Source organism: Nocardia sp. NBC_00508, assembly GCF_036346875.1.
Classification (GTDB): Bacteria; Actinomycetota; Actinomycetes; order Mycobacteriales; family Mycobacteriaceae; genus Nocardia.
Genome location: NZ_CP107852.1, coordinates 5,275,049 through 5,288,137 on the forward strand (window position 1 = coordinate 5,275,049; position 13,089 = coordinate 5,288,137).

The following is a 13,089-nucleotide window of genomic DNA, read 5'->3' on the forward strand; positions in this document are numbered from 1 at the left end:
GCACGAGCGAACGCGGCCGCGGCCCGGACAGCGTCACCCGCCGGGCGAAGGGTCCATCTCACCCGGCCTACCTGCCTGCCGCGGATCTGCCCAGGTGTGGCGCCCGGCCACCGCCGTTTTATCGGGATGATCCGGGGTCGGCGCGGTGTTAACATGGACAGCCCGGCAAGGTGCCGGGGCGTACGGGGCTGAACGGTTTCGACTGCGTACGTAGATTCAGGGGAAGCGTGTCGGTGCAGGCAAGAGACCACCGTAAGCGTCGTTGCAACCAATTAAGCGCCGATTCTCATCAGCGCGAGTACGCTCTCGCTGCCTAATCAGCAGAGCGTCTCTGTCGGCCCGGGGCATGCCCTCGGCTCCGGTGCCGGCATCAGCTAGAGGGCTCACCGTCCGGCTCGGTCGCGGAGTAGGACGGGACATCGAACAGCGACTGGGATCGTCATCCGGGCTTGTTCGCGGGACCCGGAGATCCGAGTAGAGACACAGCGGACTGCACACGGAGAAGCCCTGAAGACGCGGCGGAGGACCCGGGTTCGATTCCCGGCAGCTCCACGAGTGCGAGGCCCATGCCCACAGAGGGCATGGGCCTCGCTCGTTCCGCTGTGTGTTTTGTGGGGGTGCAACCCCCACGCCCCGCCCGGCGGGCTCCGCCCCCGGACCCCCGTGTCGGTGGTTGCGTCAGGTGGGCGCTACCTACCCCATGCCGCGCGCGGCGGGCTTCGCCCCCGGACCCCCGTGTCGGTGGTTGCGTTGGGTGGGGCGCTACCTACCCCTACGCCCCGCCCGGCGGGCTTCGCCCCTGGATCCCCGTGTCGGTGGTTGCGTTGGGTGGGGCACTACTTACCCCTACGCCCTGCCCGGCGGGCTTCGCCGCTGGGCCCTGTGATGGTGAGTTGCGTCAGGCGGGGGTGGTTCGCGGCCCGCACGGCCGTTCTTGCCAGTTCGCAAGGACGGCTGCGCGCCGTACCCACTGCGGTGCCCGGGCCCCCGCGCCACGCGCAGTGCGGTCGATCTTGGTCTACGGCGGCGGCCGACCGACCGATGCGAGCGCGTCCGACTCGGGCGCGCGAGCTGATATCCGGCCGGGCGTAGTCGCAAGACCTGTGGGAGTGCGGCTGTACGTCTCACGCATGTCGTGTTTGCCTTGTTGATGGCGGGGCATGTGTGCGGTGTGGAGGGACTGGCGCAGGATCGGGAATGGGAGGAATCGGGCGAATCCATCGGATTCTGTTTGGTTGCCAGAAGTGGTGGAATACCGGTGATAACGTCAACTGAGCAGGGCAAATGGGCTGTTAGCCCCCTGGTATCTGGATGGCTGCTATGACGCTCGAAGCCGAGATGCGGTGCTATCGCTCCCGAAGCGGGGGCGAGGGTCGGCGGGGGCATGGGGGGTTGTCATGACTGGGACTGCGGGGGTCGCCGAGAACGGGATGCCGTCGATCTTGCGGGCGGCTTGTGTGAGCGTCGGGATCGACGCCGGCGGCGCCGAGCCCATCGGATCGCAAACGGTGTACCGGCTGCACGACGGCATTGTGGCGCGTATCGGCGGGCGGGGGGAGAAGCTGGCGGTCGGGCGGGAGGTTGCCGTGGCCCGATGGCTGGAGACGTGTGGGGTGCCCGCGGCGCGCCTGGTGCCGGACATCCCGCAGCCGGTGGTGGTGGACCGTCGCGCGGTGACGTTCTGGCAGGACTTGCCGCCGCATCATCCTGGGACGCCCGCCGATGTCGCCAAAGGGTTGGGGCAGCTCCACCGGCTGCCGCTGCCGGGGTTCGAGCTGCGCCGGATGATGCCTCTGGCTCGGCTGGAGGAGGAGATCGCCGCCGCGCAGACCGTGACCGAGCAGGACCGACGTTGGCTGCGCGCCCATCTGGAGGAGCTACGAGGTCGCTGGAAGACGCGGCCCGCGGGCGTGCCGTGGTCGGTGATCCAAGGCGCCGACTGGGCCGAGAACGTGGTGGTCGGCGACGACGGCGACCTGATCCTGGTCGGTTTGGGCGAGGCGGTGGTCGGCCCGCCGGAGTGGGACCTGGTGCACGTGGCCATCGAATGCTGGACGGCCGCCGCGATCACCGCCACCGAGTACGCCGACTTCTGCGCCGGGTACGGCCGCGACGTGATGCGCTGGGACGGGTTCTACCTGCTGCGCGATATCCAGGAATTCCGGATGGCGCTGCAATCGCTGCGCGGCGCCACCGTCAACCCCGCCTACCAGGGGCAAGCGCTGCGCCGCCTCGCCTACGTCCGTGGCGACAAGGGCATGCGTCCGTGGCCGGGGTGGGCGGAGCTGGACTAGCACTTAGCGCAGGTGCTTGACATAGCGGTGGGCGGGTACCGCGACGGGGCCGGTCGGGCCGGGAGCCGCATGGGTGAAGGCGCCCTCGTCGATCCAGCCACGGTTGCCGTAGAACCGGCGCGCCCGGGTGTTGCCGGCCACGACGGCGAGCCAGGCACTGTCGTGGCCGTTGGCGCGGATGCGCTCTTCGGCTGCGGTGAGCAGGAGTGCGGCCACGCCGCCGCCGCGGTGTTCGGCGGCTACGTAGACCTGGTCGACCTCGTCCTCGTCGACCATGACGAATCCCGCGACCGTGCCGTGCAGAGCGGCGACGGTGGTGTCGGCGACCCGGTCGGCCGCGCGAACGTCGAACGAGTCGCGCGGCCGGACGGCCAGTAGGGTGTCAGGGACATTGCCCAAGTGAGCCTCGCGCCAGCCGTGGTACCAGATCTCGGCGATCGCCGACACGTCCTCGGGTCGGGCTGGGCGCAGAATCGGGGCAACGTCCGTCATCCGCCGGACTGTAGCAGCGGTTGCGCCGGTGGTCAGCCCTGCGGAGTCGGGACCACGATCAACTCGGCCACGTTGACGCGCCGGGGCGCGGCAACGGCGTAGGCGATGGCATCGGCGATGTCGCCGGGTTCCAGAATCTCGATCTCTGTGCGCCACTGCTCCAGCCCGGCGCGCTGTTGCTCGTCCTGCATCCCCGCGCCGAGTTCGGTGCCGACGAAGCCGGGTTCGATGTTCTTCACCCGGACGCCGCGCGGCCCGAACTCGGCCCGCAGGTTACGGGTCAGATGCGCGACCGCGGCCTTGGTGGCGGTGTACACGGCGTAGTGGGGGAAGACCATGTGCCCGCCGATCGATCCGACCAGCACCAGATCCGCCTGCTTGCCCTCGCTCGCCGCCGCGAGCAGGTCGCCGATGAAAGCGCGTCCGGTGTAGAGCAAGCCATTGATGTTGGTGCCGACCATCTCATCCCACTCGTCGGTCAGCGCGGACTCGAACGGCGCGGCCAGCATGACGCCCGCGTTCGCGACGACCAAGTCGACGGGGCCGAAGGCCGCCCGCACCGTGGCGGCGGCGTCGCGGACGGACTGCTGGTCGGCGACGTCGGCGACCACGGCGAGCACGTCCCCGCCGATCTCGGCGGCAAGTTCTTCGATGCGATCCTTACGCCTGCCCAGCAGGGCGACCTTGGCGCCGTTGTGCGCGAGCTGCCGCGCAGTGGCGGCGCCGATTCCACTCGATGCTCCGGTGATGACCGCGACGCGGCCGGTGATGTTGTTCGTCATGTCCTCTACGTTCGGCTCCGCCGCGATTGCCTGCCAGGTCGCGGACTTCCTGGTAGTCGCGGGGCCACCCAGCCGCCGCGCGGCTCGCCTACGCTCGGATCATGGACTCCGACAATCGACTGGGCGCGTTCTTGCGGGCGCGCCGCGAGCTGGCCCGACCGGAGGACTTCGGGATGTCCGGCGGCGGTCAGCGGCGGGTCGCCGGGCTGCGTCGCGAGGAGATCGCCCTGCTCGCGGGCGTGAGCGCCGACTACTACGTGCGGCTGGAGCAGGGGCGCGACAGGCACCCGTCCGAGCAGGTCATCGCGGCGCTGGCAAGGGTATTCGCGCTGGACGAGGAAGGCACCGCGCATCTGCGTGAGCTGGCGCGGCCCATGGTCAAACGGACCAGAGGGCCGCGCCGTCCCGAACGCGTCGCGCCCGGGTTGCTGCGCTTGATGAACGCGTGGCCGCACACGCCCGCACTGGTGCTCGGCAGGTACCTGGACGTGCTGGCGGCGAACCCGCTGGCCGAGGCCGTCAACTCGTGCTCGGTTCCCGGGGTCAACCAGGTGCGCATGATTTTCCTCGATCCCGCGGCGCGCGACATCTACTCCGACTGGCCCACCATCGCCGCCGATACGGTGGCGAGCCTGCGGGCGACCGCGGGAGCCGACCTGGACGATCCGCGCCTGACCGAACTGGTCGGGGAATTGTCGCTGAAGAGCGAGGAGTTCCGGCAGCTCTGGGCGCGTCACGACGTCCGGGTGAAGACCGCGGGGGTGAAAGGGTTCCGTAACCCGATGGTCGGCGAGCTGACCCTCTCCTACGAAACGCTCACGGTGAACGGCGCGCCGGGGCAATTGCTCATCGCCTACCACGCGGAACCGGGCTCCCCCTCCGAACGTTCCCTGGTTTTGCTCGGCAGCCTGATCGCGGATAGTGCCTCCGACGAGGCCGGGGACGAGCAACGTGCCGCCGGGCAACTCGGCGCCTACGACCAAAAGCACTGAGCTGAAGGGCAATTCGCCGCGCTGTCGCCGTGCGAGCGGAGCCGGGCGCACCCGACTTTGTCGGTGTTGTGGTCGCCGATCGTTGTCACTGGTCCGCGGGTCGCCGCAGTCCGGAGTTGGCGTCGTGGCAGCTGGTCCCGGCGGCTGCCGACGAGCAAGGGCGCTGGAATTGCGGTCGAGCGCAACAGGCTCGAATCGAGCCCGGCAACCAGCTCGAGTTGTCTCTACTGGGTAGATGCAGCACGGGCCAGGGTGCGGATCACGCTGTCCGAGACCGACGAACTCGATACCGGCGTCCGCGCTTTCCGAATCGCATAGCTTCGAGGCAGCTGATGCCGGGCCTGCGAGGCTTCGACGAACGAGGTCTTCCGGCCTGGGCACAACGCGGTTGGTCCTGTCGTACCCGCGTGATCGGGTGTGCTGGAAGTCTTGGCCGAGTACGACGGAGGTGGGCGTGGTAGCGATCGACTTCGAGCGGGCAGGGCGCGGGATCACACGGGGGTCGGTCTGGCGTTCGGTCACCGCGCAGGGGCTGGGTGGCGTGCCGCCGACGGCACTGGTGCTGGCGGGGATCGTCAGTGTCCAGGTGGGGGCGGCGCTGGCGAAGCAGCTGTTCTCGGTGACCGGCGCGGGCGGAGCGGTCACGCTGCGGCTGGTGTTCGCCGGAGTCGTCCTGTTGCTGGCTTGGCGCTCGTCGCTGCGAGTCGAGCGCGGCGCGCTGCCGGTGGTTCTGGGGTACGGGGCGGTCCTGGCACTGATGAATCTCTCGTTCTATGCGGCGATAGATCGGATTCCGCTCGGAATGGCCGTGACGATCGAGTTCCTCGGACCGCTGACGGTCGCCCTGGCGGGGTCGCGGCGCTGGATCGATCCGGTGTGGGCGGTGCTGGCCGGTGCCGGTGTGCTGCTGCTGACCAGGGCGGACGGCGACGTGGATTGGGTCGGAGTGCTGTTCGCGCTGGCCGCCGCGGCGTGCTGGGCGGGATACATCCTGCTCAGCGCCGCCCTCGGCGAGCGAACCGTCGGCGGGGGCGGGCTGGCGCTGGCCATGGCGTTCGGTGGGGTGATCATGCTGCCGGTCGGCATTCTGGATGCGGGGACCGCGCTGTTGCAGCCGGCCGTGCTCGCCGCCGGGTTCGCGGTGGCAATGCTGTCGTCGGTGCTGCCGTACTCCGTGGAGTTGGAAGCGTTGCGGCGGATTTCACCCCGCGTGTTCGGCGTGCTGATGAGCTTGGAGCCCGCGGTCGCGGCAGTCGCGGGCTTGGTCGTGCTGGGCCAGGTCATGAACCTCGGACAGTGGGCGGGCGTGGCGTGCGTGGTCGCGGCGTCCGCGGGTGCGACGCGGACCGACGCGAAGAATTGAACCGCGTCGCCCGCCACGGCCGAGGCGGAGGTCGATGTTCGGTCCGTGTTCGGCGGTTCGCACCCCGCCGGGGGTGCGGGAGAGTGAGGATCTAAGTGTGTCTCGCCGGTGCGCGTGCCCGGCGCAGAACCGAGAGCGAAGGGTAGGACCACCGGATGCGAGTGCGAGTTGCCGCGGCGGCGGTATTCGGGGCGGCCGTCACGATAGGTGCCATGCCTGCGGCGGGAGCCACGGTGACGCAGGTCGGGATGTATCCGGGCATCAACTTCGGGTTGGCGACGAACTATGGAACGGGTTGCACGTACACCGCGCGGGCAACCGTGACCGACGTCGTCGCACCGGTCGTCTTCTACGACAACGGTGTTCCCTTCGGCGTGGTCAGCCCCTCCGGGGGCGTCGCTCTGATCACCTGGGTGCCCGCCACTCCCGGCCGGCACACCGTCAGTGCGGTGCAGGAGCCGGACGCGCCCTTCGTGGCGAGCATTGATCTCGAGGTGGGCAACGGAGTCCACCTGGGCTACGCCTGCGCCGTTTTCGGCGGTTGACCGAGCCCTGCGGCTCGCTCCCTCCATGCCCTACGCCCCGGTAGTGTCGATTGGGCGGTGCTGAGCTCGACCTTTCCTCCCGGAAGGAAGTGATCATGCGAACCAATGGACCGATCGTGGCCGGTGTGGACGGGTCCGCTGGATCGGCGGCGGCGGTCGCGTGGGCGGCGCAGGCTGCCGCGCAGCATCGGGCGCCGCTGCGCCTCGTACACGTCCTCGATCCCGTCGCCGATTACGGGCCCGGCATCACCGAACCGCTGACGAGCACCGACTACGCGCGAATGGAAGGCCATGGGCGCTGGGTCCTGGACACGGCCACCCAGGAGGCGCTGATCGCGGTCCGCGGCCTGCGCGATATCGAGGTCACCACCGAATTGGTGCACGAACCGGTCGGTCCGGCACTGCTGGACCGCACCGGCGGGGCACGGATGATGGTGGTCGGTACCCGCGAGCGCGGCACTATGCGGCGCGCCCTGCTCGGCTCGGTCAGCGCGGCGCTGGCCCGGCGGGCGCACTGCCCGCTGGTCGTGGTCCGGGAGGGCGCGCCACTCACGCGGGAAGCCAGGAAGCAGCCGATCGTCGTCGGCGTCGACGGCACCGAAATCAGCGAACCCGCCATCGAAGCGGCGCTGCACGAGGCGTCGGCGCGAGGCGTGCCGCTGCTGGCGTTGCATGTGTGGACCGGTGTCGAACTGCCGGTGGCGGGCGGCGATCTCGCGGCCGATGCCGAGAAACAGATCGTGCTCGCGGAAAGCCTGGCCGGATGGCAGGAGCGGTTTCCCGATGTCGAGATCCACCGCGAGATAGTGACCGATCGCCCCGAACGCTGTTTGCTCGACCGTTCCGAGCAGGCGCAGCTGCTCGTGGTCGGCAGCCGGGGTCGCGGCGGGTTCGCCAGCATGCTCTTCGGCTCGACGAGTCAGGCGCTGCTGCTGTCGGTGGAGTGTCCGATCATGATCGTTCGCGACCTCACGATACCGATCCTGCACTTGCCCGACTGAGCCTCACGCCCCGGTCGTCGAGCCAGGACGCACGATCATCAGGACGGTGACCACCGCCCACAGCAGGTTGAACACTCCGGTGTCCATGGCGAGGCGGCGGATCAGTGCCGGGGTGGTGCCGGTGAGGTCGGCGAGGATCTTCTGCTGGCCAGGCAGCACGAGCAGCGCGAGCACGCCCGCCGCCGCCGCGGTCAACCCGATCGACACCATCACCCAGGCGTCGCCGAGCACGCCGAGGCTGAGCCCGGTGAGCAGACCGAACGCCGGAACAACGATGCCGATCAGGGCATAGACCCGGCAGATGCGATGCAAGGTGCCGAGGACGGCGGGGCTGTGGTCGGTTGCGGTGGCGGCGAGCGCACGGCGAGTGGTGGCCGGAAACATGCTGGCCGCCACCGTCACCGGGCCGACCGCGATGATCGCGGCGAGCACATGAACCGAGAGTAGGAACTTCGTCACGGCGGTCGAGAATAGCCAGAACGACGTGCCAGAGGAACTGGCGGAACTGCCACATATCGGTCAATTCTCGCCAACGGCTATGAACTGGGGGATATTGCAGGATGCCAGCTGGAAGACATTGGCTGGAATCGACCGAATAACTATGCTATGGCCATGCATACCGTGGCCGTGCTAGCCCTTGACCAGGTGATCGCGTTCGATCTGGCCACGCCCGTCGAGGTGTTCGGTCGCACCCAGCTCCCAGATGGTCGGCCCGCCTATCGCGTGCGGGTCTGCGCGGCTCGATCGACGGTCGACGCGGGAGTGTTCACATTGCGGGCGCCCTGGGGACTCGGGGCTCTGCCCGAGGCGGACACGATCATTCTGCCCGGTTGCGCGAACCTCGGCCTGCCGGTGCCGGACGAGGTGATCGATGCGTTGCGCCGGGCCGCGGCCGCGGGCACCCGCCTCGCCTCGATCTGCTCCGGCGCGTTCATCCTCGCCGCGACCGGGTTGCTGGACGGTCACCGCGCGACAACGCACTGGCTCGCCGCGGCGGAACTCGCCGCCCGCTATCCGGACATCGAGGTGGACCCCGACGTGCTGTACGTGGACAACGGATCGCTGCTCACCTCGGCGGGGGCGGCGGCGGGCATCGACATGTGCCTGCACTTGGTTCGCCGCGACTACGGCTCGGCGGTCGCCGCCGACGCGGCCAGGAAGTCGGTCGTCCCGCTGGAGCGGGAAGGGGGACAGGCGCAATTCATCGTGCACGACCAGCCGCCGGCGCCGCGCGGTTCGGCACTGGAGCCGGTGCTGCGGTGGATCCAGGACAACGCCGCGAAGGATCTGTCCCTCGACGACATCGCCGCGCACGCCGGGATGAGCACCCGCACGCTGAACCGCCGCTTCCGCGAGCACACCGGAACGACGCCGTTGCAGTGGCTGCTGCGTGCGCGTATCCGGCAGGCCCAGCACCTGCTGGAAGCCACCAGCCACCCGGTCGACCGGATCGCGGGCCAGGTCGGATTCGGCTCACCGACCGCGTTCCGCGATCGCTTCAAACGGGTGGTCGGCACCAGTCCGCACAGCTACCGAGCGGCCTTCCACGGCTCCGGCGCGGACCGCCCGGGGTAGGTGCACGAAACCGGTGGGGGCCGAGGCGTTCTCGCGGACCTTCGGAACCGGCGCGCTCCACCCTGGTCTACACCCGCGCCGAGGCGGCGCCCATCGGGACCTACGAGGACGCGAAAGCCCACCTGTCGCAGGATGACCATTAGCCGTCCGGAGGGGCGCGCCGAGGCGCGGTCAGGGCCGTCACGGACCGATGCGGGTCGGGCTTCCCGGTCAGCCCTTGGTGTCGGCGGCCATGGTGAGCAACAGATCGCGTAGCGCCTGCTGCTGAGATTCGGTGAGCGAGATCAAGGGGGAGTTCGCGCCGAGCAATTCGAGCGCGTCATCGCGTCGGCGCTGACCGGCTGGGGTCAGCACGATTTGCTTGGCGCGGCGGTCGGTGGGGTGTGGCTCGCGGCGAATCAAGGTCTGCTGCTCCAGCCGGTCCAGCACGAATGTCGCGTTGGAGGGCTCGCATGCCATCCGCGCCGCCAGCTCCCTGGCGGTGATCGGCTCGGACAGTTCGCGCAGCGCGATCACCTGCGAGGGAGTGAGTTCGAGCTGTTCGGCGACGCGGCGGACGTGCACGTCGAGCCGGTGAGTGAACTGGTGCACCAGTTTGCACACGTCGCGGTCGAGGTCGGTGTCCACCACGGGATCGGGCTGCCGCGTCATTGCTCCGAGTCTAGCGCTTCGATTCGAACTGTGATAGTTCTAATTCAAATCATTCGAGTTATAACTATCTGGAAGGCGTGTGATGCGGTCCGCGGTGTTTTCCTTGATGCTCGTGGTGTTCAGCCTCACCACCGGCGAGTTCGTGATCGCGGGCATCCTGCCCGAGGTCGCGGGCGGTTTGGCGGTTTCCGTTGCGTCCGCGGGGACGTTGGTGACGGCGTATGCGATCGGCATGATCATCGGTGGTCCGGTGGTGACGGTGCTGACCGCGAAGGTGGCGCGCAAGCCATTGGTCGTCGGGTTGGTGTCGATCTCGATACTGGCCAATCTAGGCTCGGCTCTCGCACCGAATTACGTTGTGCTGCTTGCCATGCGTGCTGCGGCGGGGTCGGTCGTCGCCACCTTCTTCGCGGTCGCGATCGCCACCGCGGTGTCGAGCGCCCAGCCGGGCGCCGAGGCCACCGCGGTGGCGCGCGTCGCTCTCGGCATGAATCTGGGCATCGTGCTCGGCACTCCGCTCGGTGCGGCCATCGGTCAAAGTCTGGGCTGGCGAGCGACTTTCATTGCCGTCGCGCTTTGCGCCGCTGCCGCGCTGCCGCTGGTGCTGCGCTTCATGCCGAAGCAGCCGGGTTCCGCGGCGAGTTCGGTCGGAAGTGAATTGCGCGTTTTCACCGATCGTGACGTGCTGGGGGCGATCGCGCTCACCGCTGTCGGAAATGTCGGTGTCGTCATGGTCTTCACCTACATCACGCCGCTGCTGACCGAGGTCGGAGGCTTCACCGCGGGCGCGGTGCCGATTCTGCTGCTGGTTTACGGCCTCGGCGCCGTTCTCGGCAACCAGGTCGGTGGCAAGCTCGCCGACCGGGCGTTGCTGCCTTCGGTGACCGGGCTGCTGGCCGCACTCGCCGGGGTGCTGATCCTGTTCTGGCTGGCGGGTGGAAACCGGATCGCCGGTGCCGCATTGACTTTCGTTCTCGGCGCACTGGCCTTCGCGATCATTCCCGGCATGCAGGCGCGGGTAGTGGCCACGGCCGCGGCCGCGCCGACCTTGGCGGTCGCCGTGAACGCGTCGGCATTCCAGCTCGCCGCGGCGGGTGCGGGCCGGATCGGTGGCTGGGTGATCGGCGATGGCGCGGGCCTGCGCTCGCTCTATCCGGTGGGTGCGGCGATGACCGGCTGCGGGGTGGCGGTGGCCGGGTATCTGTTGTGGCGCGACCGTCGGGTCGAGTCGCACGGTGAACCAGCCGGGCAGCCGGAATTCGAGAACCGTTAATGCCCAAGAGCTTTGGCGACGATGCCGCCCGTGACGGCTTTCGTCAGATAGTTGGTGGAGTCGTGCGGCGACGCGCCGTTGTCGAAGTGCTGCTCGGTGACGGGGGTGACGGCCGAGCCGGGATAAGGCGGAAAGAACTGGGCGAGGTCGAGGTGAGCGGCCACGAGGTCGTCCTCGTCGACCAAGTTGTGCCAGCCCGTGACCGGTTTCGGCACGGTGCACGGCTGCGGGCGCAACCTGTCGTAGATGACGGTACGCAGCCCGAGTGGCGACCCCATGGTCAGCAGGGTCACCGGGTGGTCGGTGCGGTGCAGGGCCTCGTAGGCGACCACGCTGCCGAGGGAATGCGCGATGACCAGCTGGGTGTCGGGACCGACGCGATCGAGCACCTGCTGCTGGGCATACGCCCGGACCGCGTCGTCGGTGAAATAGCAGGCGACCTGGGACAGGGCCCGCACGACGAACTTCTGCGCCAGCCCGAAACCGAACGGCGCGAACCAGCGCAAACGCATCAGCGCGTTGAGCGCGGGCCGCAGTGTTGCCTGCGCTCCCTGCGCCACGGCGTCCGGCGGCGGGGGAGTGCCGAGCCGGCGGGCGGTCGCGCGGTCGCGTGCGTCGCCGGCGTGCACGGCCGCCGTCGCCAGCCATTCGGCGGCGAGTGCCTCCATCAGGTCGAGTTGCGCGTCGTCGAGCTCGGCCCCGGTGCCCTGGGCGCCCTCGGTCAGGAACATGTTGCCGTAGAACGCCATCCGGGTCGTGATGTCCCCGGGAGAGTCGTTGCGCCACAACCGATCCGCGAGTTCCGGTGCGCCGTGGTTGCGCACTCCGCCCGCGAGTCCGGGCAGCCAGCGCGCCTCCAGCGTGTCGGCCGATTCCTGTTCCTGCGCGATGCCGTGTACGAGGACGATCGTCGCCAACGTCCCACCCCTTCCGTGTCCCCGGTGTCTTCGACAGTGTCCCTCATCGCGGCCGAATCGGCAGCGGTAGGACTAACTTCCGGGCCGGTTCCGGGCGCGGATCGCTTTGCCCAGTGGGGCAATCGAATTGGCGAGCCCGAACAGCACTCGCTCGGCGATCGAGTGCTGCGCGGGAAGAACGGCGAGCTGCCGGGCGAGGTCGAGTCCGTTGACGATCGCGGTGTTCGACACGATCAGCCCGTCGCGAACGACGAAAACATCGGTGCCGAGGATGTCCAGCCGCCTTCCGTTCGGTGCCAGCCCGATGAGCGGCGCGGTGCCGTCGAATCGGCCCCACATCCGCCAGTGCACCACGGCGCGCTCGTCCTGCGCGGTGACCGAGAGGATGTCCATGGTCAGGTCGGGCAGCGCGGCGTGGACATCGCGGAAGAAGGCCACGATCTCGTCGGGAGCGCGCAGGTCCGCGACGCCGACGAACACGTCCGGCGCGCCGGGTTGCCAGCACTGCGCGACGGTCTCCCAGTCCTGCGCGCCGATCGCCTCGATGTAGCGGCGCGCGACTGTGCCCGGGTCAGCTGGATTCGTCACCGGCGGTCATCCCTTCGTGATGCGGTTGCGCTTGCACATCTCGGCCGGGCAGGAAGGGTTTCAGGCGTCCCGCCATTTGATCGAGCAACCCATGCTGGGCCGGTGCGGTTCCGGGACGGGCTTGCCGTCCAGCACGGCCTCGACAGCGGCACGCAAGTCGTTGCCGGTCAACGGTTTTTCGTTGCCCGGGGTCGATTCGTCGAAGGCGCCGCGGTAGGCGAGTTCGAGGTTCGCGTCGTAGAGGAAGAAGTCCGGCGTGCATGCTGCGCGAAATGCCCGTCCGACCTGCTGGTCCTCGTCGACGAGGTAGGGGAAGGTCCAGCCGGCCCTGATCGCTTGGTCGCGCAGCCGCAGCGGCGCGTCGTCCGGGTACGCGGCCGCGTCGTTGCTGCAGATCGCCACGGTCGGCATGGACGGCAGCGAGTCGACCAGTTCGCCGAGCGCCGCCTCGATGTGCTTGACGTAGGGGCAGTGGTTGCAGGCGAAGACCACCAGCAGACCCGGTCCGCCCGCGAAGTCCTCGCGGGAGTAGATCCGCTGGTCGAGGTCGGGAAGCGAGAAATCGGGTAGTGCGGTGCCTAGGGGCACCATGAGAGAGGTATGCGCCATGGTGTGC

The 13,089-nt window shown here is 69.0% G+C and carries 14 protein-coding genes and 1 other RNA gene; 8 read left to right on the forward strand and 7 right to left on the reverse strand.

Annotated features, from left to right (window positions below; translation table 11 throughout):
• Window positions 1–184 precede the first annotated feature (184 nt).
• Window positions 185–555, forward strand: a transfer-messenger RNA (tmRNA) gene (gene ssrA, locus OHA40_RS23525).
• An 842-nt stretch (window positions 556–1,397) separates the two neighbouring features.
• Window positions 1,398–2,294: an aminoglycoside phosphotransferase family protein gene (locus OHA40_RS23530; RefSeq protein ID WP_330229051.1), complete on the forward strand. Its 897-nt coding sequence runs from the start codon at window positions 1,398–1,400 to the stop codon at window positions 2,292–2,294.
• 3 nt (window positions 2,295–2,297) lie between these two features.
• On the opposite strand, the gene OHA40_RS23535 is transcribed toward OHA40_RS23530, so the two are convergent.
• Together OHA40_RS23535 and OHA40_RS23540 are read right to left on the reverse strand one after the other, a co-directional pair.
• Complete coding sequence (locus OHA40_RS23535) at window positions 2,298–2,786, reverse strand: GNAT family N-acetyltransferase (protein WP_330229052.1); 489 nt, start codon at window positions 2,784–2,786, stop codon at window positions 2,298–2,300.
• A gap of 32 nt (window positions 2,787–2,818) precedes the next feature.
• A complete protein-coding gene (locus OHA40_RS23540) occupies window positions 2,819–3,568 on the reverse strand; it encodes an SDR family oxidoreductase (protein WP_330229053.1) in 750 nt (249 codons plus the stop codon).
• A gap of 101 nt (window positions 3,569–3,669) precedes the next feature.
• On the opposite strand from OHA40_RS23540, the gene OHA40_RS23545 reads away from it, so the two are divergent.
• From OHA40_RS23545 to OHA40_RS23560, 4 genes are all read left to right on the forward strand, one after another.
• On the forward strand, window positions 3,670–4,560 hold the full coding sequence (locus OHA40_RS23545; protein WP_330229054.1) for a helix-turn-helix transcriptional regulator: 891 nt from the start codon (window positions 3,670–3,672) through the stop codon (window positions 4,558–4,560).
• A 454-nt stretch (window positions 4,561–5,014) separates the two neighbouring features.
• On the forward strand, window positions 5,015–5,923 hold the full coding sequence (locus OHA40_RS23550) for an EamA family transporter (protein ID WP_330229055.1): 909 nt from the start codon (window positions 5,015–5,017) through the stop codon (window positions 5,921–5,923).
• A 155-nt stretch (window positions 5,924–6,078) separates the two neighbouring features.
• Window positions 6,079–6,468 carry a hypothetical protein gene (locus OHA40_RS23555; protein WP_330229056.1) on the forward strand — a complete coding sequence of 130 codons (390 nt, stop codon included), beginning with the start codon at window positions 6,079–6,081 and terminating at the stop codon, window positions 6,466–6,468.
• 95 nt (window positions 6,469–6,563) lie between these two features.
• A complete protein-coding gene (locus OHA40_RS23560; protein WP_330229057.1) occupies window positions 6,564–7,469 on the forward strand; it encodes a universal stress protein in 906 nt (301 codons plus the stop codon).
• A gap of 3 nt (window positions 7,470–7,472) precedes the next feature.
• Here the strand turns inward: OHA40_RS23560 and OHA40_RS23565 are convergent, their stop codons facing one another.
• The gene (locus OHA40_RS23565; RefSeq protein ID WP_330229058.1) at window positions 7,473–7,928 is read right to left on the reverse strand and encodes a hypothetical protein; all 456 of its coding nucleotides are present in this window, start codon (window positions 7,926–7,928) and stop codon (window positions 7,473–7,475) included.
• Between the two features lie 153 nt (window positions 7,929–8,081).
• Here OHA40_RS23565 and OHA40_RS23570 point away from each other — a divergent pair, with 153 nt between their 5' ends.
• Window positions 8,082–9,044 carry a GlxA family transcriptional regulator gene (locus tag OHA40_RS23570; protein ID WP_330229059.1) on the forward strand — a complete coding sequence of 321 codons (963 nt, stop codon included), beginning with the start codon at window positions 8,082–8,084 and terminating at the stop codon, window positions 9,042–9,044.
• Window positions 9,045–9,254: 210 nt separating this feature from the next.
• On the opposite strand, the gene OHA40_RS23575 is transcribed toward OHA40_RS23570, so the two are convergent.
• A complete protein-coding gene (locus tag OHA40_RS23575; RefSeq protein ID WP_330229060.1) occupies window positions 9,255–9,695 on the reverse strand; it encodes a MarR family winged helix-turn-helix transcriptional regulator in 441 nt (146 codons plus the stop codon).
• 82 nt (window positions 9,696–9,777) lie between these two features.
• Between OHA40_RS23575 and OHA40_RS23580 the strand changes: the two genes are divergently transcribed.
• Window positions 9,778–10,968: an MFS transporter gene (locus OHA40_RS23580; RefSeq protein WP_330229061.1), complete on the forward strand. Its 1,191-nt coding sequence runs from the start codon at window positions 9,778–9,780 to the stop codon at window positions 10,966–10,968.
• On the opposite strand, the gene OHA40_RS23585 is transcribed toward OHA40_RS23580, so the two are convergent.
• The 3 genes from OHA40_RS23585 to OHA40_RS23595 all read right to left on the reverse strand — a co-directional run bounded on the left by OHA40_RS23585 (window position 10,965) and on the right by OHA40_RS23595 (window position 13,082).
• Window positions 10,965–11,885, reverse strand: coding sequence for a hypothetical protein (locus tag OHA40_RS23585; RefSeq protein WP_330229062.1), 921 nt, complete (start codon window positions 11,883–11,885; stop codon window positions 10,965–10,967). The two genes, OHA40_RS23580 and OHA40_RS23585, sit on opposite strands and share 4 nt — an antisense overlap.
• Window positions 11,886–11,957: 72 nt before the next feature.
• Window positions 11,958–12,473, reverse strand: a complete 516-nt coding sequence (locus OHA40_RS23590) for an ester cyclase (RefSeq protein WP_330229063.1) — start codon at window positions 12,471–12,473, stop codon at window positions 11,958–11,960.
• Between the two features lie 60 nt (window positions 12,474–12,533).
• On the reverse strand, window positions 12,534–13,082 hold the full coding sequence (locus tag OHA40_RS23595; RefSeq protein ID WP_330229064.1) for a thioredoxin family protein: 549 nt from the start codon (window positions 13,080–13,082) through the stop codon (window positions 12,534–12,536).
• Between the last annotated feature and the right edge of the window lie 7 nt (window positions 13,083–13,089).

Coding starts and splice junctions, on each gene's coding strand:
- OHA40_RS23530 (WP_330229051.1), top strand. CDS start 1,398: ATGACTGGGACTGCGGGGGTCGCCGAGAACGGGATGCCGTCGATCTTG.
- OHA40_RS23535 (WP_330229052.1), bottom strand. CDS start 2,786: ATGACGGACGTTGCCCCGATTCTGCGCCCAGCCCGACCCGAGGACGTG.
- OHA40_RS23540 (WP_330229053.1), bottom strand. CDS start 3,568: ATGACGAACAACATCACCGGCCGCGTCGCGGTCATCACCGGAGCATCG.
- OHA40_RS23545 (WP_330229054.1), top strand. CDS start 3,670: ATGGACTCCGACAATCGACTGGGCGCGTTCTTGCGGGCGCGCCGCGAG.
- OHA40_RS23555 (WP_330229056.1), top strand. CDS start 6,079: ATGCGAGTGCGAGTTGCCGCGGCGGCGGTATTCGGGGCGGCCGTCACG.
- OHA40_RS23560 (WP_330229057.1), top strand. CDS start 6,564: ATGCGAACCAATGGACCGATCGTGGCCGGTGTGGACGGGTCCGCTGGA.
- OHA40_RS23570 (WP_330229059.1), top strand. CDS start 8,082: ATGCATACCGTGGCCGTGCTAGCCCTTGACCAGGTGATCGCGTTCGAT.
- OHA40_RS23575 (WP_330229060.1), bottom strand. CDS start 9,695: ATGACGCGGCAGCCCGATCCCGTGGTGGACACCGACCTCGACCGCGAC.
- OHA40_RS23580 (WP_330229061.1), top strand. CDS start 9,778: ATGCGGTCCGCGGTGTTTTCCTTGATGCTCGTGGTGTTCAGCCTCACC.
- OHA40_RS23595 (WP_330229064.1), bottom strand. CDS start 13,082: ATGGCGCATACCTCTCTCATGGTGCCCCTAGGCACCGCACTACCCGAT.